Source organism: Mannheimia varigena (genome assembly GCF_013377235.1).
GTDB lineage: Bacteria > Pseudomonadota > Gammaproteobacteria > Enterobacterales > Pasteurellaceae > Mannheimia > Mannheimia varigena.
Window position 1 is genome coordinate 808,455 of sequence record NZ_CP016226.1, and the last position, 19,671, is coordinate 828,125.

Consider the following 19,671-nt stretch of genomic DNA (forward strand, 5'->3'; position numbering starts at 1 on the left):
TTATTCTCTAATATCAATAATATTTACACCTAGCTTTTCTAGTAAATCATAGCTAGCAAGATAGGCCGGATTATCCACATTTACTCTTAATGAGATCACTTCAATATTTGGGCTTTTATTTAGAATATTGATAACAGCACTACTAAAATAGGTGTAAACCCGACATTTTTTATTGCTAAACTCTTGAAAAATATAATCCTCAAAAATCAAATTTGTATGAATATATTCTACATTTTTTAACTGATATTTTTCTCTAGGGTGAGGCAGATAACGCTGGATATTAAATCGCTCAATCACTTTTTCAGCCAAGGCAATATTTTTATCATCTTCACGCTCAAAAACCGGCTGCCCTAACAAAATATTGACTACTTCGTCACTTTGGCTTTTAGCTTCTGTAATATTTTTTCCTATCATTAAATCCACATAAATGGTGTTTTCAATAATATTCGGGAAATCTTTATATAGTGTATAATGAGCTTTAGAAAGCGTTTTCAGTTTCTCTAAACTATATTTATTTCCTAACAGAGTATTAATGATTTTGCGGTTCAGCCCCTGCTCTTCTGCTTGATAAAAAATACTTTGTTTGACAATATTCGCCGTGCCGTCATCAAAAGTATTAAGTGTATTAAACTTAATTGCACTTAATACAAATTGAATTTCCAACTCATTAATATTAGCCAAAAAAACCTTATCAAATTGCCTACTACCAAATTTCCGCTTTAAGTAGATAATCTCTTTTAATAATTGAATCCGTTCAATATTTTGCTGCATTGCAAAAAATTGACTACATTTTTTCGCTAAACGCTCTTGGTAATAATCAAATTTTGCATTTTTGACTGTGAAAAACATCACCCCGAAAAATTCCTCATTCGGGTGCATTTCAATAATTTTTTCAGCAATCAACACTTGCAAAGGCGTACAACAAATAATTAAATTCATACGGTTTTTCCTACTTTTGCGGTCATTACATAGAGAATTGGAATAATTGACACAGCTCCAATAATGCTCGCAAAAGGAATATATTCTATTTTGGTCAATGTTAAGGCAAATAATGCCACTAAATAAAAGATTGTGGATAAAATCGAGCAGAATGAAATCAGTTTATTTTTTCCGTAAAAGAATAAATAATTCACTAAAATCAAGTAAGGCACAACCAGCATTGTCGAAATTAAAAACAGAATAATGTAATATTTTATGCCAGCGAATTGATTACCTAAAATCCAAACCACCACACTTTCCGGAATTAGCCACATAATGAGAGCTGGGATTGGTACACTAAATAAGGCATAAAACGCCCATTTATGAATGTGGCTCACGTTAATTTTTTTCTGTTTCAGGGCTTCGTAAAAATAGGGCAAAGTCGCTTTATTTAAGGCATGAATCACGATTGCCAAAATCATCGCAATTTGAGCCCCCATTGCATATAAACCAAGATCCGCTTCACTGAATTTATGGTAGATAAACACACGGTCTAACTGCCCTTTTATGAAAATACTGGAATGGTGCAAAATCAACGGTACGCCGAAGCCAAGCAAATAAAGCAATGCGGTTTTATGGCGAGCAAGGCTAAATTTTTTAGTTTTTGTCTTTTTAGCATAGAGCAGATAAGCGATGAAAAAGACCAAGGCATTGCTCACTAAAATCGCTAAAATCCGTTTTTCGACCAACTCAGAATCAAAATATTCCATCATCGCCACGGTAATAATGGCGGAAAATATTGCTGACATCAGCTGAATTGCAGTGTAAGAAATCGCCTGTTTTTGGCACTGGCGAACACTTAATTGCACGTTTAAGAAAGATTGAAAAATCGCCCCGATAGCCACATAGGCAATCATTTCGGCCTTGAAAATCCAACAACCGAGTAAAATTAGCGAGCCCATCACTACAGTGTAGAGATAGCCGGTCTTCAGCACTAAATTCAGAGAACGCTTACCATAAAAATAGAAGTAGCGAGCGATTGCCCCATCTTGGCTGAGTCCGATAAAAATCACAAATAATGCGGAGAAAGTTTGGTAATAGGAAAGCTCACCATAACCCTCTACGCCCAATTTTCGGGAAAAATAGGGTAATAGCAAGAAAGGAATTGACTTAGAAGCCAATTCCCCAATTAAGTAAATAACGCTGTCTTTAACTGCTTTCATAGTTGCAAAATTTTGTCCATTTTCGACCGCTTGTTAGAAGCTTGCATCATAAAACCCTTTCGGCTGACTGTTTTTGCTGTCCGACAAGAATTTTTTGATGGCATTGTAAGCCTTTTCCATTGCATTGTCTTGAAAATATGGATTTTTCATTGCAGGTAATCGATTTTGGAACTCGGCAGAAATCAATTTTTTGATGCCCTCGATAATGGATTTTTCATCGCTTTCCACATCAATCACTGATTCGCCACGCACTCTCCCTTGTTGGCGATTGCCAATATTCAGCGTGCCGACTCCACAACTTGGGGCTTCAATCAAGCCTGATGAGCTGTTACCAATTAAGCCTTGGGAATATTGAATTAACGCCAAATATTCTTCCGGTTTAACGGAGGTGAAAAACGCAAACTGATTAGCATCGGTGTAGTTTTTAAAGCGTTGGTAAATCTGCTCGGAATTGGTGTCCGAATTTGAGCCGATAAAGACAAATTGGTATTGATCTTTAAACTGCTCAAAGGCATTTAATAACGCATCAATTTGTTCAAGCACCGACACATTCGTCAAGGTTTCCGGGTGGAACACCACCAAGAAATAAGGGCTATTTGGAATGGATAATTTTTCCACCAATTCCGCACGACTTGGTAATGCCAAACCCAAGCTGTTTTCTGCCCCAAGTGAACCGGTATTCACCACATTTTCCGGCAGTTCGCCCATTTGAATCACACGCTGGCGATAAGCTTCGGTTGAAGTTAAATGCAATTTCGACATTTTAGTGATGCAGTGGCGGATAAATTCATCATAATTACCTAAAGTTTGCTCACCACCGTGCAAATGAATAAGCGGAATGTTGTGCATTCCAGCTGCTGTTGCCACCGCTAACATTTCGTAGCGGTCGCCTAGCACAATCACCGCATCATATTTCACTTGTTGGAAATGCTCACCAAATTTGTCTAAGCATTCCGCCATTGAGTGAATGATAGTTTGGTTATTTTCACTGTTGAGAGTAAGCGGAATGCGAGCGGCAATATCAAAACCATCTTGCTCAATGATATTTACCGTATTGCCATACTGCGGTGCAAGGTGCATTGCGGTGACCACAAGCGAGAATTTCAGCTCTGGGTCTTGCTCCAATTTTTTCAACAGGCGTTTGACAATTCCATATTCGGCACGAGAGCCAGTGATATAAGCAATATGTTTCATTTAATTTAATTCTTTTTCCAAAATAGCGGTCAATTTTTCATAACCTTTTGCATTTAAGTGCAAACCGTCATTGCTGTAAGCTAAATCGAGCTTGCCATATTTGTCGCTAAAGGCTTTATCTAGTTCAATCCATTTCACCGCTAAATTCGCTTTCAGATATTGATTTAACAGGCGAATATCGTTGTTATTGCGATCCACTCGGAATACGGTTGGGGTGATTTCCAAGAATGAAATCTGAATATCAGAACGGATTGCTTTTAATTGAGCAATTAAACGGTTGATGTCAGCAAGAATTTTCTCATCGCTCCATGCGTTACGCACCAAATCGTTTGTGCCGAACATCAACACTACATCTTTCGGCAAGGCGGAAATCAAGCCTTTGTCTAAAATCAGTTCGCTATATTCTTTGGTAGAAATGCCGGCAATACCTAAGTTATTGACTGCTTTACCGTTTAAATGTTCAATATCCCAATATTCGATAATTGAATGCCCGATTAACGCAATCTCTTTCACTTCACGGAAGTTCTGTTTTTTCATTAAAATCGAGCGTTTAATAGTTTCAAGCAGCACTTTCTCTTTGTTGCGTTGCTGCAGAATAAAGTAGAAATATTCAAAATCTTGGCGATCATCAATATCAATAGAGACATCTTTATCCATAAAATATGCCAAACATTTCGCCCCATAGAAATGTTTTTGCTCAAGGTAAGCGATCGGTTTTGCCGAGAAAATTGCACCATTTGGCGAATATTCAGGGCGATAAAGCTGGCGAGCATAATTGGAATAATCCAGTTGGAAGTGTTTTAAGCTTTCATCTTCTTCAATCACACGGGTAAGCGTTGTCGGCTTATGGGCATCAGACACCGACACCAAGAAATCAAACTGCTCAAAATTACGCTCAAATTTCTCGCACGCTTCACGAATATGTTCGGCACTGCGTAATGGCGAGGTCGGCTGGAGCAAGACGAAATAGTCGAAATCCACCGATTTGTATTGATTCAGCACATCTTCAATCACCACGAACGAGCTGGCTTTGTCGCTCGCCAAATGCTCGGCACGCTTGATAAATTCAATCGGATAGTGCGAGAGCAAATCGATATATTCCTGCGAATCGGTGCTGACAATAATTTTGTCAAACTGTTTCGATTCAATCGCCGCTTCAATGGAGTACGCCATTAACGGCTTGCCGTCCGCTAACAACACGTTTTTATTCGGCAGCCCTTTTGAGCCGGCTCGAGCTGTAATAATTGCAATTTTTTTCATCATTTTGACCGCTTGTATAGAGAAAACCTGAGGCTTGGAACCTCAGATTGCATATTATAATTGATTTTCGAAGCGAGAATCTTGAATTAATTGATCTTCTTCAAAATCTTGTTCGGCTGCTTTTCCTAGCACTTCGTACCAGAACATTGGGCTAATACCATTGCCCGGGCGTTTGGTGGTGATATTCTCCACCGTGAAAATTTCGCCTTTCTTAATTGGGCGAGCCGCAATAATCGATTTGCGTGCCACAATTTTATTTTTCGCCTCCGAATTAGTCACCAATTTTTCAGACGAACCGAGGGATTTTTCCACCGCACGAATGCCTTCGCAGAGCAATTTCAATTCATCTGGAGTAACAGACGCTTTGTGATCCGGCCCTTCAAAATTTTTATCCAGCGTGAAATGTTTTTCGATAAAGGTAATGCCATAAGGCACTGCTGCTAAACCTGCGAAATAGCCTGCCGAATGGTCGGAAAAACCTAAGCTATATTCGCCAAACTCTTGTTTGAGTTGGTGGAAGGCGTTGAGGTTCACATCTTCGTATGGCGTTGGATATTCGGTGTTGCAGTGCAAAATAGTAATATCTTTTTTCGCCACGCCGTTGTCTTCCAACACTTTCAGTGAGGCTTTGGTTTCTTCGATCGTTGCCATTCCGGTGGAAATCACAATGGTTTTGCCAGCAATCGGCAAGCGTGCGATTTTTTCCAAATATGGCAAATTGGTTAATTCGCCCGATGGAATTTTCCACACCTTTTGCTGCTGGTTGGCTAAGAAGTCGATGGATTCAAAATCAAATGGAGTGGAAAACACTTCCAAGCCTAATGAACGAGCGTAGGCTTCCAGCTTCACAAATTCATCATAAGGCAGCTCTAATTTGCGGGTCATCTCTAATTGAGAATCCGCCGTGCCGGTGGTGACTTTTTGATACTCCGCTTTTGGAGCGTATTTTGAGATTAATTTATCCGCTTTGAAGGTCTGGAATTTCACCGCATCCACACCACACTCTTTCGCGACATCCACCATTTTTTGGGCTAACGCCGGATCACCGTTATGGTTACAACCGATTTCTGCCACAATAAATACATTTGCCATTATTTTATATCCTTAATATATTTTGCCGGAACCCCGGCCACCACCGTGCGAGGCTCCACATTTCTAATCACAACCGCACCGGAACCCACCAATGCACTTTCACCAATTCTTAATTGACCGTTGATCACAGAGGAACTGCCTACAAAAGCATAATCTTCGACAATCACATCGCCGTTTAGTGTCGTGTTGGTGGAAATATTGCAGTGATTGCCGATAAAACAACCGTGTTCCACCAATGATTTAGTGTTGATAATTACGTTATCGCCCACTGTTACACCGCTGTTTACAATCGCCATTTTGCCCACAAACACCCCAATACCAAGGCTTGAGTTCTTTGACACTAACGCTGTTTTATCCACTACATTAATGATTTTGCAGCCTAGCTGCTGCAATTTTAAAAATTTTTCTAATCGGCGAGTATTATCACCGATACTAACGAAATAACTATAATTCTCTTGATTTTTAAAATCTTGCACTGTTGATGACAGTACAGGATAACCTAAATGGCTACTTCCTTCTGGTTTAAAATTATCTATAAACCCGCAGAATTCATATTGTTCAACATCAAGCGAATCCAACACTGATTTCGCATAGCCACCTGCACCAATTAAAATCAATTTTTCTCTTTTTAATTGCTGTTGCATACTACTATCTCAAAGCATAACTCTCCAAATGAAATATTTTAATACTTTTTAATTTAGAAAAATAGACAATTCGTTGATAATCTAGGAAAATAAATCCTTATAACTCATCCATCTTTACAATAAATCATTTTATGTTTGAACTGGTTAAACTTATCACCGCAATGATCCTACCGCCATTTAATATTATTCTATTATGGTTGTTAGCATTAATTCTCTTTGCAATCGGCTATAAATACTCCGCTTATTTTTTTGCATTGCTTGGCATTACAATTTTATATATTTTCAGTATTCCTTACACCTCACAAAAATTGGGCGATTCCTTACTTGAAGGCGAAGAGCCTACTATTGAAAAATACAAAACCGCCCAAGCGATTGTAGTACTAGGTGGCGGCTTACGGGATAGCCAAGAACTATTTGGAAAACTCGCGATTCCAGGTATTCCACTGGAAAGAATGCGTTATGCTGCTTACTTACATAAAAAGACAGGCTTGCCGATTTTAGCCACCGGCAGCAGCCCTAATGGCACTTCTGAAGCTAAAATTATGGCAGATGAATTTAAAATGTTCTTCAACATTGACACCAAATGGCTCGAAAACAAAGCCAAAACCACTAAAGAAAATGCCATTTTTAGTCGTGAAATTTTGGAAAAAGAGAACATCAATAAAATTGTTCTTGTCACCAACCAATGGCATATGAAACGAGCAGAAATGCTGTTCAAACAACAAGGTTTTGATGTGCTACCGGCAAGTGTCGGCTCGGGTGATACACCTGATCATTACAAGCTCAACTTTATGCACTTTGTTCCGCAAGCCGGAGCGATGAACAGCAATATGCTGGCATTAAAAGAGTGGATTGGGTATTGGAAGGAAAGTAAATAACATTATAAGGCAGGTTCAACCTGCCTTATTTTTTGCAAAAAGAGGGAGAAAATGACCGCTTGTTTAGCTGATTTCTTGCGGATCGATATCCAAACTAAGTTTAATATTCGCCGGGATCTCCAAACTTTCTCTATCCTGATCAAAACAATCTAACAGCTGTTGTAGGGCATTGCGTGCCGGGTGTTGAATAAGCAACAGCCAGCGGTAATGCCCTGCTTTTTTTGCCATTGGGGCAGCAAGCGGTGGTAAAAGCTGGACATTTTGCAAATTGAGTTGCTGGATTTTTTGTTGAAAATAACCATTTAACTTTTCTAGCACCGCCAAGGTTTGGGCGTTATCTTTGCCGGTTGCCCGAAACAGAGCTTGCGAAGAGAATGGCGGTAGCATCATTAGTTTTCGCATTTTGAGGGCTTCGTTCGCAAATTCGGCGTAGCCTTGTTCTAACAAAGTTTTGAGCAATGGGTGATCAGGGTAATGAGTTTGCAACACCACTTCGCCTTTTTTCTCCGCACGCCCAGCACGTCCTGCCACTTGCGAATAGAGTTGAGCCAACCGTTCTTCCGCTCGGAAATCCACCGAAAACAGGGCGGAATCCACATTCACAATCGCAACCAGAGTCACATTCGGAAAATGATGCCCTTTCGCCAACATTTGCGTACCGATTAGAATTTGGCTTTTCCCCTCTCGGATATCCGCCAAATGATTTTCGAGCGTGCCTTTGCGAGCGGTGGAATCTCGGTCAATTCGAGTAACTTGGTAGTTTGGGAATTGCTCGTTCAGCACCTGTTCGAGCTGCTCTGTTCCCACGCCGGTTGTGATGAGATTGGTTGAGCCACAATGTCCGCACTGACGAGGAATCACTTTCTGCGTAGCACAATGGTGGCAACGTAGCACTCGCTGTTTTTGGTGGTAAGTGAACGGCTTATTGCACGCCTCGCATTCGCAAATCCAACCGCATTCGTGACAAAGCAAGACCGGAGCAAAGCCTCTGCGATTTAAAAACAACATCACTTGACTGCCTTGCCCCAAATGTTTTTTCATCATTGAGAGCAGACGCTCAGATAAACCAGAGGTAATCCGCTGGGTTTTGAGATCGATAATTTGCTGGTGAGCAAGTTGAGCATTTCCGGCTCGGACAGTTAAAGCAAGTTCCACAAATTTGCCGTTTTGCACATTTTGCAGGCTTTCAAGGCTTGGAGTTGCTGAACCTAGTATAATGGGAATATCTGCATTTTTCGCTCGCAGCACCGCCAAATCTCGAGCGTGATACCGCCAGCCTTCTTGCTGTTTAAACGAACTGTCGTGCTCCTCGTCTAAAATAATCACTCCTAAATTGTGGAACTGAGTGAACAGAGCAGAGCGTGTGCCGATCACAATCGCACTTTCGCCATTTTTAGCTCGCAGCCACGCATTTAAACGCTCAGTTTCATTCATATTGGAATGTAAAACATCAATTTCCACATTAAAGCGTGCTTTAAAACGTTGTACCGTTTGTGGTGTTAGCCCAATTTCAGGCACAAGTACCAGCACCTGTTGTTTGCGTTTTAGCACAGTTTCGATGAATTGTAGATAAACTTCGGTTTTGCCCGAACCAGTTACCCCATTCAACAAAAAAGTAGCAAAATCATTTTGTACATTTAAACGGCTAACCACTAAAGTTTGCTGTTTATTCAACGTAAGGCGATTTTGCACATTTACTAACGGCAACTCACCAAGCGATTGTTGCCACGATTGTGCGACAAAAGGCACGTCAATTTTCTCAACATAACCTTTTTCTAATAAGCCTTTCCAAGCAGAAGGGCTACAAGCGGTCGGTTTTTCAAAAAATTTTGTAAATACAGCAAGCTCGGTTAAAAGCTCAACTTGTTTTTTAGCTTTTTTATTTTCTCCGATAATTAAGGATTTCCGTCCTTGTTCCGTTACCACGAAATAATCAGGCTGGGAGCGTTCTGTAGAATCGCCATTGCGAAGTTTCACTGGTAAAGCACTGTTTAGCACTTCGCCCACAGGAGCGTGATAGTAGCGAGCTGCCCACGTTAAAAGTTGCCACATTTCATCGTCAAAAATTGACTCTAAATCCAGAACAGCTGTAATCGGCTTGAGCTTATCAGAGGGAACATCACTCTCTTGCGGAAAATCAACCGCAATACCAATTTTGGTTTGGCGACCAAAAGGCACAACTACTCGGCTACCCTTGCAAACATTGAGTTCGTCGGGCAGTAAGTAGTCAAAATAACGATGTAACGGCACATTCAGTGCCACTTTGATTAATCTCACTTTTCTAAACCAATTTTGATTGCAAGTCCGATAAAAATCGAACCACAAATTTTATTTAACCGACCCCCAACCTTTTGATTATGCCGTAAAAAATCTCCAACAGGTGCAGCAGCTAATACTAAAATGCTTACCCAAATAATGCTGGTGGACAAAAACGTCAGCCCTAGTAACATAAAAGGTATAAAGGTATTTTCTAAATTATGGGAAACAAATTGTGGCAATAACGCCAAGAAAAAGAGTAACACTTTCGGGTTTAATAAATTGGTAATCAAGCCTTGACGAAATATACTCCACAGCGGAAGTTTATCTAAGATAATTTTTTCTAGTACCAATGGTTCTTGCCACATTTTAGCACCGAGATAACAAAGATAAATCGCCCCAGCATATTTCAGAAAATTAAATAAAGTCGGCGAATGTGCCACAATGCCAGCAAGCCCAAGTGAAACAGCAAGAATATGGCATAAAATGCCTACTAGAATGCCGAGTGAAGACATTAAGCCTGCTTTTTTCCCCTCTGCAATCGTTCGAGTTAAAATATAGATAGTATCTGAACCTGGTGTGAGGTTAAGCAGAATACAAGCGGTTAAAAATCCCCAATAATTTACAATATCACTCATCATTCATCACTTAAACTAGATAGTAGCTTTCGCTTTTTGTACTGTTGCCGCAAAGCAATGATACCATCTAACACCAAAAATAAAATCGAAATCAGCAAACAAGCCATCAAGATATAAGATTCACTCTCTAATCTTTCACCAATTAAAAATGAAACCACCAGCATTAACAATGGCTCTACATAGCCCAATAACCCGAGTAAATAAAAAGGTAGAATCGTGCTGGCTAGGGTGTAGCTAATTAAGGCCGTGCCACTAATTAATCCGAGTAACGCAATAAAATAGTAAATATTTGGATTTTGTGTTTCTACATATTGCATATCAAGCTGGCTGATAAAATATAGAGCAACAGGAAGTAAATATAAAATTTCCATCATAAAGCTATTTAAATGGCTTAAACCAAATTTGCGGCGGAGGTAAAAATAAATTGGATAACCTGTGCAAACAAATAAGCTTTCAATAGAAATTTTACCTGCGAGCAGAATATTACTGGTAACGCCTACAAAAGCCACAATAATCGCCAGCCATTTATTAAATGAAAGCATTTCTTTATAAACCACTTTTCCAAATGCCACCATAATAATCGGCATCAATAAATAGCCCATTGAAACTTCAATAGCCTTGCCACTATTGGGAGCCCATAAAAACAGCCACATCTGCCCACCAACAATAGATGCCGTGATTAAAATAACCAGTAATAAATGAGGCTCTCGCTTAAGTCTTTTTAGAAACTCAAGAAATTCGTTTTGCTTTTTAAAAAGAAAAAGGGCGAGGAAAAGAAAAGGAATCGTAACCAGCATACGAATGCCGAAAATGCTCACACCTGCCAACGGTTTTAGAAAGATCGCTAAATAGTACATACAGCCGAATAAAATAGAGGCTGAAAGCGATAAAAGAATGCCTTTTAACATAGTGATAAGAAATTAGTTGTTGCTAGTTTTTCAAATCTCCCTCGCTCCTCTTTTCTAAAGAAGAGTAATCATTCATCTAAATGAAGTTAACTGGGCTATTCAAAAACATACGAAATAATATGAATTTATAGAAATAAAATCCCCTCTTCAGATAAAAGAGGGGAAGGCTGATTCAACCTAATCTTGACGATAGGTTTTTAAGAAATTTGCAAGGCGACCAATTGCTTCTTCAATTTGATGTGCATAAGGTAATGTTACGACACGGAAGTGATCCGACTTATGCCAGTTAAAGCCGGTTCCTTGTACTAACAATACTTTTTCTTGTTGTAACAAATCATAGATGAATTTTTGGTCATCTTTAATGCCGTACATTTCAGTGTCAATTTTCGGGAACATATACAACGCCCCTTTCGCTTTCACGCAGCTAATGCCCGGAATTTGCACTAACAATTCGTGCATTTTGTTACGTTGCTCAAGTAAGCGACCTCCCGGTAACACAAATTCATTGATACTTTGATAACCGCCTAATGCGGTTTGAATAGCGTGCTGCATTGGCGTATTCGCACATAAACGCATTGACGAAAGCATATCCAAGCCTTCAATAAAACCTTTGGCTTGATGTTTTGGTCCACTTAATACCATCCAACCTTGGCGAAAGCCTGCCACACGATAAGCCTTAGACAAACCATTGTAAGTAACGGTTAATAAATCAGGTGCTAGAGCTGCAATATGATGATGCACCGCACCATCGTAAATAATTTTTTCGTAAATCTCGTCAGCAAAAATAATTAAATTATGCTGACGAGCCAACTCCGCAATTTCAAGTAGGATTTGTCGACTATACACTGCACCTGTTGGGTTATTTGGGTTAATTACTAAAATCCCTTTTGTACGTGGCGTGATTTTCGATTTAATATCTTCAATATCTGGAAACCATTCATTTTCTTCATCGCACAGATAATGCACCGCTTTGCCACCAGCCAAAGTTGAGGCTGCCGTCCATAACGGATAATCAGGCATAGGAATTAAAATTTCATCACCATCGTTGAGTAATGCCTGCATCGACATCGTAATCAGCTCAGAAACACCGTTACCAATATAAACATCGTTCACGTCCATTCCGCGCATACCTTTTGATTGGTAATATTGCACAATCGCCTTACGAGCTGAATATAAACCTTTTGAATCGCAATAGCCTTGTGCTTTTGGCAAGTTACGAATGACGTCAACTAAAATTTCATCTGGAGCTTCAAATCCAAATGGAGCAGGATTACCGATATTTAATTTTAAAATTTTATGCCCTTCTTCTTCTAAACGGAGAGCTTCTTTATGAATTGGTCCGCGTATATCATAACGAACCTGTGCTAATTTATCTGATTTGGGAAAAAGTTCCATTGCTGACTTCCTATATAATTAATCTGCTATTTGCTTATATCATTGTTTAAAAAATCGATATTTTGGAATGAATTTACAAACATTACTCTAATTTGGGAGGAAAAAAAAGAGGAAATGCGTTAAAATAATGACCTTTTTTAAAATCAGCTAAAAATAAGCGGTATAATTTTTTCATTTTTTTGCAGATGTCTATTTTTAACCTATTAAAACAAGAACTTATAAAAAGTTATTCAAATATGGGAAAAGGGGAAGGTTTGGTGACCATTCAAGCCTCCGTGTCGTTATTTGAAACTGATTTATCGCTACTTGGTTGGTTAAAAGCCCAAAATCAGCACTATCCACACTTTTTTCTACAATATCGTGATAAAGATGAGACAATTGCAACTGTGGGAGCAATTCGTCAATTTCATACCCTTGAAACCGCACAAGCCTTTATTCAACAACATAATTTGCCTCTAATCGGCGGATTACAATTTGAAGGTTACACTCAGTTTATTTTGCCTCAATTCTCATTGGTAAAAAATCAGCAAAATTTGACCGCTTGTTTCTATTTCGATAGCGATAATATGGAGCAACAAGCGGTTGTTTTTGCACAATTTATTGCAAATTTTGAGCATATTGAAGAATTGAGCTTGTCCGATAATCCGTTGCAATCCGTTGCAGCAACCAGCAGTTTTGAGCAATGGGAAAGCAATATCAACAAAGCGATTTGTGCTATTGGACAAGGCAAATTCCAAAAAGTGGTATTGGCAAACGCCATCCGTCTGCATTTTGAAAAACCGATTTGCAGCTATGATTTGATTGCACAAAGTCGTCAAATCAATCAAGGTTGCTACCATTTCCTCTGGGCTGAAAGTAAAGAAATCGCCTTCATTGGCTCAACCCCAGAGCGTTTATATCACCGCAAAGACAAGCAACTTTTTACTGAAGCTCTCGCCGGCACAGCAGCGGTTACACCAAGTGAAACGCAAACAGAATTAAATGCACAATGGTTATTAAGCGACCCGAAAAATATCCACGAAAATCAATTAGTGGTTGATGATATTGAAAATAATCTGGCAGATTGTGTGGCTGAGTTTGATGTATCTGAAGCAAAGATCAAGCGGCTACACAATGTGCAACACTTACGCCGCCAAATTCAAGCAAGGCTAAAACAAAATATTACTGATAGTGATTGCTTAAACCGTATTCACCCAACTGCTGCGGTAGCAGGGCTGCCTCGTCCAAAAGCAAAACAATTTATCACTGAAAATGAACCCTTTACCCGCCATTGGTACGCAGGCACTTTGGGGGTAATGGGTAATGATGAAGCCGAATTTTGCGTAACACTCCGTTCTGCCTTAATTTCACAAAACTCAATTACGCTTTATGCAGGAGCCGGCATTGTAGAGGCGTCCGATCCACAATCGGAATGGCAAGAAATTAAACGTAAATCACAAGGTATCGCTAAACTATTGAATATTGATTTAGTAACAAAAGAGGATCTGTAAGCTAGACTTCCAGAACTTAATCTCTTAATTATTTCTATATTTTCATTTCCAATTTCCTAACAAAACACATTACCACTACAAAATTAGTAGTATATATTTCACAATTAAAAAATTTTCATAAGGGAAACGTTTACGTAACACTCCTCAGACCACTCATTCTTATTTTATATAAAAAATGTGATAGACTCCTCGCAGTTTCGTTTTTATATTTAAGGAATAACTGAATGAAATTCAATAAAAAATTAATTTTAACATTTGCTGCAACTTTAGTTTTAAGTGCTTGCGGAGGGAGCGGTAGCGGAGGTTCGTCTTCAACACCGAGCCAGCCTAAGCTAGTTCCAGAAACACACAATAATGGCCAAAAGCAGAAAAATACCTCTCAGGAACAAAATGCTCCTCAGGCACAAAATACTCCTCAGGCACAAAATACTCCTCAGGCACAAAATACTCCTCAGGCACAAAATGCTCCTCAGGCACAAAATGCTCCTCAGGCACAGAATGCTCCTCAGGTACAAAATGCTCCTCAGGCACAAAATACTCCTCAGGCACAAAATACTCCTCAGGCACAAAATACTCCTCAGGCACAAAATACTCCTCAGGCACAAAATGCTCCTCAGGCACAAAATGCTCCTCAGGCACAGAATGCTCCTCAGGTACAAAATGCTCCTCAGGCACAGAATGCTCCTCAGGCACAGAATGTTCCTCAGGAGGAAAATAATACCCAAAGTCAAAATAATTCTCGAATACAGGATCAGCAAGAAGTGGCTCATTCAACAACACAAATTGCTTCTTCAATACCTGAAAAGAAAATAGATGGATCTTTTGATAACATTGGGACAGTAATGCTTGATGCAGAAAAACAAACTATTACACTCAATAAATTTATTTTAGTTGATAAACCTGATAGCCCAACAAAATATGATCGCGTTAGTGGCAAACCAATTATTGAAGAAAAGAACCAGATCATACTACCATTGGCAGATATTCCTACTGGAGAACTAACATCTGATCAAAATGCTGATTATCTAATAGGACGTAGCGGAGATCTGTTTTATGGCGTTTATCACGATACACAAAGTAATATTCTTGTAGAAGAAGCGGATAAATTCAGTAAATATTTTGTTATTTATGATGAAAATCGTGTTAACAGTAAAGTATCTCAAGACTTAACAGCCACTTATAACAAAAAAGGAGGGGTTGTATATGGTGCAAATGCAGGTATAAAAGAGTTTGAAGCACGTTTAAATAAACTGGCAGATGTAAACATTGAATTCAAAGATGGTAAGGCAAACGGTAATATAAGTGATGAAAATTCCGTAAAACCTATCTTTACAATCACTGGTGATACAAAAAGTTTAGTAATTTCTCCAACAGCAGACAACCCTGTTATATCTGTAATATTAAATGAACGTAAACAGAACTACAGTCAAGGTATGGAGAAGGCTGTAATGGATATTAAATTTATTGATTCTGCAAAAGGGGCTGGAGACCAAAAATACTTAATCGGTGAAGCAAAAAGCGAGAGCTGGCAAGCAATAATGGTTGGCGAGAAAAAATAAAGTTATCTTCTGCTTAAAACTGAAATAAAAAGACTGAGTCTGGATAATATTGGCTCAGTCTTTTAAATTTACATAGAAAATTATCCTCTAGCTTCTACTTACTCAATCCCCACAATTTTGTGGGTTTGGATACTCAGTTGCCATTTGGGTTTATTCGCTCTTTGATTCAGCAGCCCTAACTGAGTGATGGTTTCCAGCAGATTCATCTTGCCGTCCACTTCGCAGGGGGAAAGGTAGTAATGATCAGCTTTAATTTGAGTTTCTAGCTGTTCGCAGAACTCTTGTACTTCACCGTCCACCACAATTCGCACTTCATTGGCAAATTCAATACAGCGACGCTGGTATTTTTCCTGATACATTCGCTTCGGGCTGGTCGCGATATAATCAATTTGTGGCGGAATCTCTTTTAAACCATTGGTTTCAATCACCAAAAAATAGCCCGCTTGTTTCAGCTGTTCAAGCAACAGGGATAAATTCGGCTGAATAGTCGGTTCTCCGCCTGTAATAATCACGTTTTTTGCCGAATAACTTTTGACTTTGGCAAGAATCTCGCTCAATGTCCAAGCCACAAATTGATTGTAATTGGTATCGCACCAAGGGCAAGTGAGGTTGCATTTGCCAAAGCGGACAAAAATCGCCGGCATTCCGGTATTAAAGCCTTCTCCTTGCAAGCTTTCAAAAATTTCCACAATCGGAAAAGTCGGATTAGAAATTAACGCCGCCATTATTTGCTGTACTCACAATAAGAGGTTGGCGTTTCCCAAAGGCGAATCAGGCTAACCGGTAGCCCCATCTTTTCCAGCTTTTCAAACATATATTTCGCCATCTCTTCGGCGGTGGTGCGACTTGGAATCCCATAAACTTTCGATTTTAAGTCGATTAAAAGTTGTGCCACTTGGCTCTCACGAGCATTATGTAAATCGTAAATGAAAGCGTGATCCATCGGGTCTAAAATATGGCATTTCACGATGGCTTTCAGGTCAGAATAATCCATCACCATTCCTCGCTTCGCTCCGCTTTCGTACAAATCACCTGTCACCTCGACCTGTAATTTGTAAGTATGCCCGTGCAGATTTTGGCATTTGCCATCGTGCCCATCAAGCATATGAGCCATATCAAAACTAAATTCTTTGGCAATCTTAAACATTGGTTTGACCTCGCTCCGCTAGATATTCATTCAAGCCCTTTTCACGCAGCACGCAACTCGGGCAGGTATGGCAGCCACCCTCCATGCCCAAATAGCAGGTGTGGGTATGTTCTCGAATATAATCAAAGGCTCCGAGCTTATCCGCTAATGCCCAAGTTTCCTTTTTGGTGAGGTACATCAACGGCGTGCGAATATTGAAATTGTAATCCATTGCTAAATTCAGCGTGACGTTCATTGATTTCACGAACACATCACTGCAGTCTGGATAACCGCTGAAATCGGTTTCACATACGCCAGTAAAAATAGTTTGAATACCCTGCCCTTTGGCGTAGATGGCAGTATAGAGCAAAAATAACGCATTTCGCCCATCGACAAAGGTATTCGGCGTGCTGCCCTCTTGCTTGATTTCCGCATTGTCGCTCATTAAAGCATTGGTGGTAATCGCTTTGATAACCGAGGTGTCAATAAGAGTCTGCTTTACGCCGAGATCGTTAGCGATCCACGCTGCTTTTTCCAGCTCAATAGAATGGCGTTGCCCATATTGAAAAGTGACGACTTCCACGTTTTCTTTTCCAAATTCAGCAATGGCTTGGAATAAACAGGTTGTCGAATCCTGACCGCCGGAAAAAATCACAACGGCTTTTGAGGTTTGAGATGTCATTTTATATCCTTAGTTTTTTTGCGTGGGAGGTTTACGAACCACGGAATAATAAATACAAGCGGTCACAAAAAGCATTGCTTTTTGAACGTCGGCTTTACCAACGGCAGCGAAGCTGTGAACAATCCTTACAAGGATTGTGAATAATTTTTAGCTTGTATTTTGCGAAAGGCGAGCATTCTAACAAAAAGGCAACTTAAATGCTCTAACTATCGCAAGAAATCAAATAATTTACTTCCTCTTGTACCCAAAATTAACTAGAATTGAGGAAGTTTTTATTGTAAGGAATGAACCAATGCTTACCCCAAAGAATCTTGAAGCTATCGCTCAACAATTACACAATGCCCTGCCGCAAGGCTTAAAAAATGTCGGTAACGATTTAGATGAAAAATTCAAACAAATCCTACAAGCTCAGCTTGCTCGCCTTGATGTGGTCACTCGTGAAGAGTTTGATGTGCAATCGCAAGTGTTGCTTCGTACCCGTGAAAAACTAAACGAATTAGAAAAGCGTCTTGATGAATTAGCTAAAGATGCTCAATCCTAAACCGATTTCAATTTGTAAATTTGTAAAAGGAAATAAAAATGCAGAAAATCAATCCTGTTCAAACCTTTGCTTGGAATGCTTTAAGCCAACATAAAGCAGATAACCTCTCCATTCCTCAACTTTTCGCCGAAGATGCCAGCCGTTTTGATAAATATTCTCTTCGTTTTGAAGATCAATTATTGGTCGATTTTTCTAAAAATGCGATCAACGAGAAAACCTTAACGTTGCTTCGTCAATTAGCGAACGAATGCGGTTTGGAATCGGCAAAAAATGCAATGTTCTCGGGCAAAAAAATTAACCGTACCGAAAACCGTGCAGTTCTGCACGTGGCTCTTCGCAATCGCTCAAATACGCCAATCGCTGTTGATGGCAAAGATGTAATGCCGGAAGTGAATGCAGTGCTAGCAAAAATGAAAGAGTTCTGCGAGCGAGTGATCTCAGGCGAATGGAAAGGCTATACTGGCAAAGCGATTACCGATGTAATTAATATCGGCATCGGCGGTTCAGATTTGGGACCTTATATGGTGACTGAAGCGTTACGCCCTTACAAAAATCATCTGAATATGCACTTTGTGTCGAACGTGGACGGCACGCACATTGCCGAAGTGTTACGCAAAGTCAATCCGGAAACCACACTCGTGTTAGTGGCCTCAAAAACTTTCACCACGCAAGAAACGATGACGAATGCCCTTTCTGCTCGCAAATGGTTATTAGATTTTGCTAAAGATGAATCTGCGGTAGCGAAACATTTCGTAGCACTTTCTACTAACGCAAAAGAAGTGGAAAAATTCGGCATTGATACCGCAAATATGTTCGAGTTCTGGGATTGGGTAGGCGGTCGTTATTCATTATGGTCGGCAATCGGTTTATCTATCGCCCTTTCTATCGGTTTTGAGAACTTCGAGCAACTGCTTGCCGGTGCTCACGCAATGGATAACCACTTCTTAGTGACCCCAATCGAGAAAAATATTCCAACCACATTAGCTTTAGTCGGTATTTGGAATAACAATTTCTTAGGTGCAGAAAGTGAAGCAATTTTACCTTACGACCAATATATGCACCGCTTCGCTGCCTATTTCCAACAAGGTAACATGGAATCTAACGGTAAATTTGTCGGCCGTGATGGCAAACCGGTTACCCACCAAACCGGCCCGATTATTTGGGGCGAACCGGGCACAAACGGTCAGCACGCTTTCTACCAACTAATTCACCAGGGTACAAAATTAATCCCTTGTGATTTCATCGCACCGGCTCAAACGCATAATCCGTTAAGCGATCACCACAACAAATTGCTCTCCAACTTCTTTGCTCAAACCGAAGCCTTGGCATTTGGTAAATCGAAAGAAGTCGTGGAAAAAGAGTTCTTAGATGCAGGTAAAACGCTGAAAGAAGTGGTTGAAATCGTGCCATTTAAAGTCTTCACTGGTAACAAACCGACTAACTCCATTTTAGTACAAAAAATCACACCGTACAGCTTAGGAGCATTAATTGCAATGTACGAACACAAAATTTTCGTACAAGGTGTCATCTTCAACATCTACAGCTTCGACCAATGGGGTGTAGAGCTTGGTAAACAACTTGCTAACCGCATTTTACCTGAGTTGGAAAATAATGAAGAAATCACCAGCCACGACAGCTCAACGAATGGATTAATCAATCAATTCAAGGCATGGAGATAATATTAAAACACAAGGCATAACGAGAAAACATTATGCCTTTTCTTTTTCTTCGCTATAAAATCTTACATTGTGTATCAAGTTAAATTACAAGCGGTCATTTTCATACCTTATTTTATAAAATAACCTTCTATGCTAAGATAAAATAAAAAACAAAAACCCCTAAGTATCTCTACTTAGGGGCGCTTTCT

The 19,671-nt window shown here is 39.7% G+C and carries 18 protein-coding genes and 1 riboswitch; of the genes, 5 read left to right on the plus strand and 13 right to left on the minus strand.

The features are described from left to right. From A6B40_RS03620 to A6B40_RS03645, 6 genes are read right to left on the minus strand one after another with little or no spacing between them, the layout of a single operon-like run. Complete coding sequence (locus A6B40_RS03620; RefSeq protein WP_176671602.1) at positions 1-939, minus strand: glycosyltransferase family 52; 939 nt, start codon at positions 937-939, stop codon at positions 1-3. Continuing rightward, positions 936-2,141, minus strand: coding sequence for an oligosaccharide flippase family protein (locus A6B40_RS03625; RefSeq protein ID WP_176671603.1), 1,206 nt, complete (start codon positions 2,139-2,141; stop codon positions 936-938). Before A6B40_RS03625 ends, A6B40_RS03620 begins: the two co-directional genes overlap by 4 nt. A 33-nt stretch (positions 2,142-2,174) precedes the next feature. Then, a complete protein-coding gene (neuC, locus tag A6B40_RS03630) occupies positions 2,175-3,335 on the minus strand; it encodes a UDP-N-acetylglucosamine 2-epimerase (protein ID WP_176671604.1) in 1,161 nt (386 codons plus the stop codon). Beyond that, on the minus strand, positions 3,336-4,595 hold the full coding sequence (locus A6B40_RS03635) for a cytidylyltransferase domain-containing protein (RefSeq protein ID WP_176672314.1): 1,260 nt from the start codon (positions 4,593-4,595) through the stop codon (positions 3,336-3,338). It lies immediately after the preceding gene. Positions 4,596-4,649: 54 nt separating this feature from the next. After that, complete coding sequence (gene neuB / locus A6B40_RS03640) at positions 4,650-5,687, minus strand: N-acetylneuraminate synthase (RefSeq protein ID WP_176671605.1); 1,038 nt, start codon at positions 5,685-5,687, stop codon at positions 4,650-4,652. Next, positions 5,687-6,331 carry an acetyltransferase gene (locus A6B40_RS03645; protein WP_025248049.1) on the minus strand — a complete coding sequence of 215 codons (645 nt, stop codon included), beginning with the start codon at positions 6,329-6,331 and terminating at the stop codon, positions 5,687-5,689. Before A6B40_RS03645 ends, neuB begins: the two co-directional genes overlap by 1 nt. Positions 6,332-6,462: 131 nt before the next feature. Between A6B40_RS03645 and A6B40_RS03650 the strand changes: the two genes are divergently transcribed. Further along, the gene (locus A6B40_RS03650; protein WP_176671606.1) at positions 6,463-7,209 is read left to right on the plus strand and encodes a YdcF family protein; all 747 of its coding nucleotides are present in this window, start codon (positions 6,463-6,465) and stop codon (positions 7,207-7,209) included. Positions 7,210-7,272: 63 nt separating this feature from the next. Here the strand turns inward: A6B40_RS03650 and priA are convergent, their stop codons facing one another. From priA to A6B40_RS03670, 4 genes are all read right to left on the minus strand, one after another. Continuing rightward, entirely contained in the window at positions 7,273-9,486 is a 2,214-nt protein-coding gene (gene priA / locus A6B40_RS03655; protein WP_472850269.1) for a primosomal protein N', read from the minus strand. Beyond that, complete coding sequence (locus A6B40_RS03660; protein WP_176672316.1) at positions 9,483-10,103, minus strand: LysE family translocator; 621 nt, start codon at positions 10,101-10,103, stop codon at positions 9,483-9,485. The genes priA and A6B40_RS03660 overlap by 4 nt, the downstream gene beginning before the upstream one ends. Then, a complete protein-coding gene (rarD, locus tag A6B40_RS03665) occupies positions 10,103-11,011 on the minus strand; it encodes an EamA family transporter RarD (protein ID WP_176671607.1) in 909 nt (302 codons plus the stop codon). Before rarD ends, A6B40_RS03660 begins: the two co-directional genes overlap by 1 nt. Before the next feature lie 177 nt (positions 11,012-11,188). Continuing rightward, complete coding sequence (locus tag A6B40_RS03670) at positions 11,189-12,406, minus strand: pyridoxal phosphate-dependent aminotransferase (RefSeq protein WP_112111259.1); 1,218 nt, start codon at positions 12,404-12,406, stop codon at positions 11,189-11,191. Positions 12,407-12,591: 185 nt separating this feature from the next. Here A6B40_RS03670 and A6B40_RS03675 point away from each other — a divergent pair, with 185 nt between their 5' ends. After that, positions 12,592-13,896 (plus strand): isochorismate synthase, encoded by a 1,305-nt coding sequence (locus tag A6B40_RS03675; RefSeq protein ID WP_176671608.1) that lies wholly within the window; start codon positions 12,592-12,594, stop codon positions 13,894-13,896. Between the two features lie 224 nt (positions 13,897-14,120). Beyond that, complete coding sequence (locus A6B40_RS10135; RefSeq protein ID WP_236966875.1) at positions 14,121-15,455, plus strand: hypothetical protein; 1,335 nt, start codon at positions 14,121-14,123, stop codon at positions 15,453-15,455. 98 nt (positions 15,456-15,553) lie between these two features. Here A6B40_RS10135 and A6B40_RS03685 read toward each other — a convergent pair whose 3' ends face one another. Genes A6B40_RS03685 through queC form a run of 3 tightly spaced genes read right to left on the minus strand, consistent with a single transcriptional unit; the run spans position 15,554 to position 17,263 of the window. Then, on the minus strand, positions 15,554-16,180 hold the full coding sequence (locus tag A6B40_RS03685; protein WP_112111262.1) for a 7-carboxy-7-deazaguanine synthase QueE: 627 nt from the start codon (positions 16,178-16,180) through the stop codon (positions 15,554-15,556). After that, entirely contained in the window at positions 16,180-16,602 is a 423-nt protein-coding gene (gene queD / locus A6B40_RS03690) for a 6-carboxytetrahydropterin synthase QueD (protein ID WP_112111263.1), read from the minus strand. The genes A6B40_RS03685 and queD overlap by 1 nt, the downstream gene beginning before the upstream one ends. Next, positions 16,595-17,263, minus strand: a complete 669-nt coding sequence (gene queC / locus A6B40_RS03695) for a 7-cyano-7-deazaguanine synthase QueC (protein ID WP_112111264.1) — start codon at positions 17,261-17,263, stop codon at positions 16,595-16,597. Before queC ends, queD begins: the two co-directional genes overlap by 8 nt. Positions 17,264-17,266: 3 nt before the next feature. Further along, positions 17,267-17,311, minus strand: a riboswitch (PreQ1 riboswitch). 244 nt (positions 17,312-17,555) lie between these two features. Here queC and ubiK point away from each other — a divergent pair. Then, positions 17,556-17,804 carry a ubiquinone biosynthesis accessory factor UbiK gene (gene ubiK, locus A6B40_RS03700; protein WP_025248059.1) on the plus strand — a complete coding sequence of 83 codons (249 nt, stop codon included), beginning with the start codon at positions 17,556-17,558 and terminating at the stop codon, positions 17,802-17,804. Positions 17,805-17,842: 38 nt separating this feature from the next. After that, the gene (pgi, locus tag A6B40_RS03705; RefSeq protein ID WP_176671609.1) at positions 17,843-19,483 is read left to right on the plus strand and encodes a glucose-6-phosphate isomerase; all 1,641 of its coding nucleotides are present in this window, start codon (positions 17,843-17,845) and stop codon (positions 19,481-19,483) included. Positions 19,484-19,671 lie beyond the last annotated feature (188 nt).

Excerpts from the sequence above, each read along its gene's own strand:
- A6B40_RS03620 (WP_176671602.1), bottom strand. The coding sequence starts at position 939 with ATGAATTTAATTATTTGTTGTACGCCTTTGCAAGTGTTGATTGCTGAA.
- A6B40_RS03625 (WP_176671603.1), bottom strand. The coding sequence starts at position 2,141 with ATGAAAGCAGTTAAAGACAGCGTTATTTACTTAATTGGGGAATTGGCT.
- neuC (WP_176671604.1), bottom strand. The coding sequence starts at position 3,335 with ATGAAACATATTGCTTATATCACTGGCTCTCGTGCCGAATATGGAATT.
- A6B40_RS03635 (WP_176672314.1), bottom strand. The coding sequence starts at position 4,595 with ATGAAAAAAATTGCAATTATTACAGCTCGAGCCGGCTCAAAAGGGCTG.
- neuB (WP_176671605.1), bottom strand. The coding sequence starts at position 5,687 with ATGGCAAATGTATTTATTGTGGCAGAAATCGGTTGTAACCATAACGGT.
- A6B40_RS03645 (WP_025248049.1), bottom strand. The coding sequence starts at position 6,331 with ATGCAACAGCAATTAAAAAGAGAAAAATTGATTTTAATTGGTGCAGGT.
- A6B40_RS03650 (WP_176671606.1), top strand. The coding sequence starts at position 6,463 with ATGTTTGAACTGGTTAAACTTATCACCGCAATGATCCTACCGCCATTT.
- A6B40_RS03660 (WP_176672316.1), bottom strand. The coding sequence starts at position 10,103 with ATGAGTGATATTGTAAATTATTGGGGATTTTTAACCGCTTGTATTCTG.
- rarD (WP_176671607.1), bottom strand. The coding sequence starts at position 11,011 with ATGTTAAAAGGCATTCTTTTATCGCTTTCAGCCTCTATTTTATTCGGC.
- A6B40_RS03670 (WP_112111259.1), bottom strand. The coding sequence starts at position 12,406 with ATGGAACTTTTTCCCAAATCAGATAAATTAGCACAGGTTCGTTATGAT.
- A6B40_RS03675 (WP_176671608.1), top strand. The coding sequence starts at position 12,592 with ATGTCTATTTTTAACCTATTAAAACAAGAACTTATAAAAAGTTATTCA.
- A6B40_RS10135 (WP_236966875.1), top strand. The coding sequence starts at position 14,121 with ATGAAATTCAATAAAAAATTAATTTTAACATTTGCTGCAACTTTAGTT.
- A6B40_RS03685 (WP_112111262.1), bottom strand. The coding sequence starts at position 16,180 with ATGGCGGCGTTAATTTCTAATCCGACTTTTCCGATTGTGGAAATTTTT.
- queD (WP_112111263.1), bottom strand. The coding sequence starts at position 16,602 with ATGTTTAAGATTGCCAAAGAATTTAGTTTTGATATGGCTCATATGCTT.
- queC (WP_112111264.1), bottom strand. The coding sequence starts at position 17,263 with ATGACATCTCAAACCTCAAAAGCCGTTGTGATTTTTTCCGGCGGTCAG.
- ubiK (WP_025248059.1), top strand. The coding sequence starts at position 17,556 with ATGCTTACCCCAAAGAATCTTGAAGCTATCGCTCAACAATTACACAAT.
- pgi (WP_176671609.1), top strand. The coding sequence starts at position 17,843 with ATGCAGAAAATCAATCCTGTTCAAACCTTTGCTTGGAATGCTTTAAGC.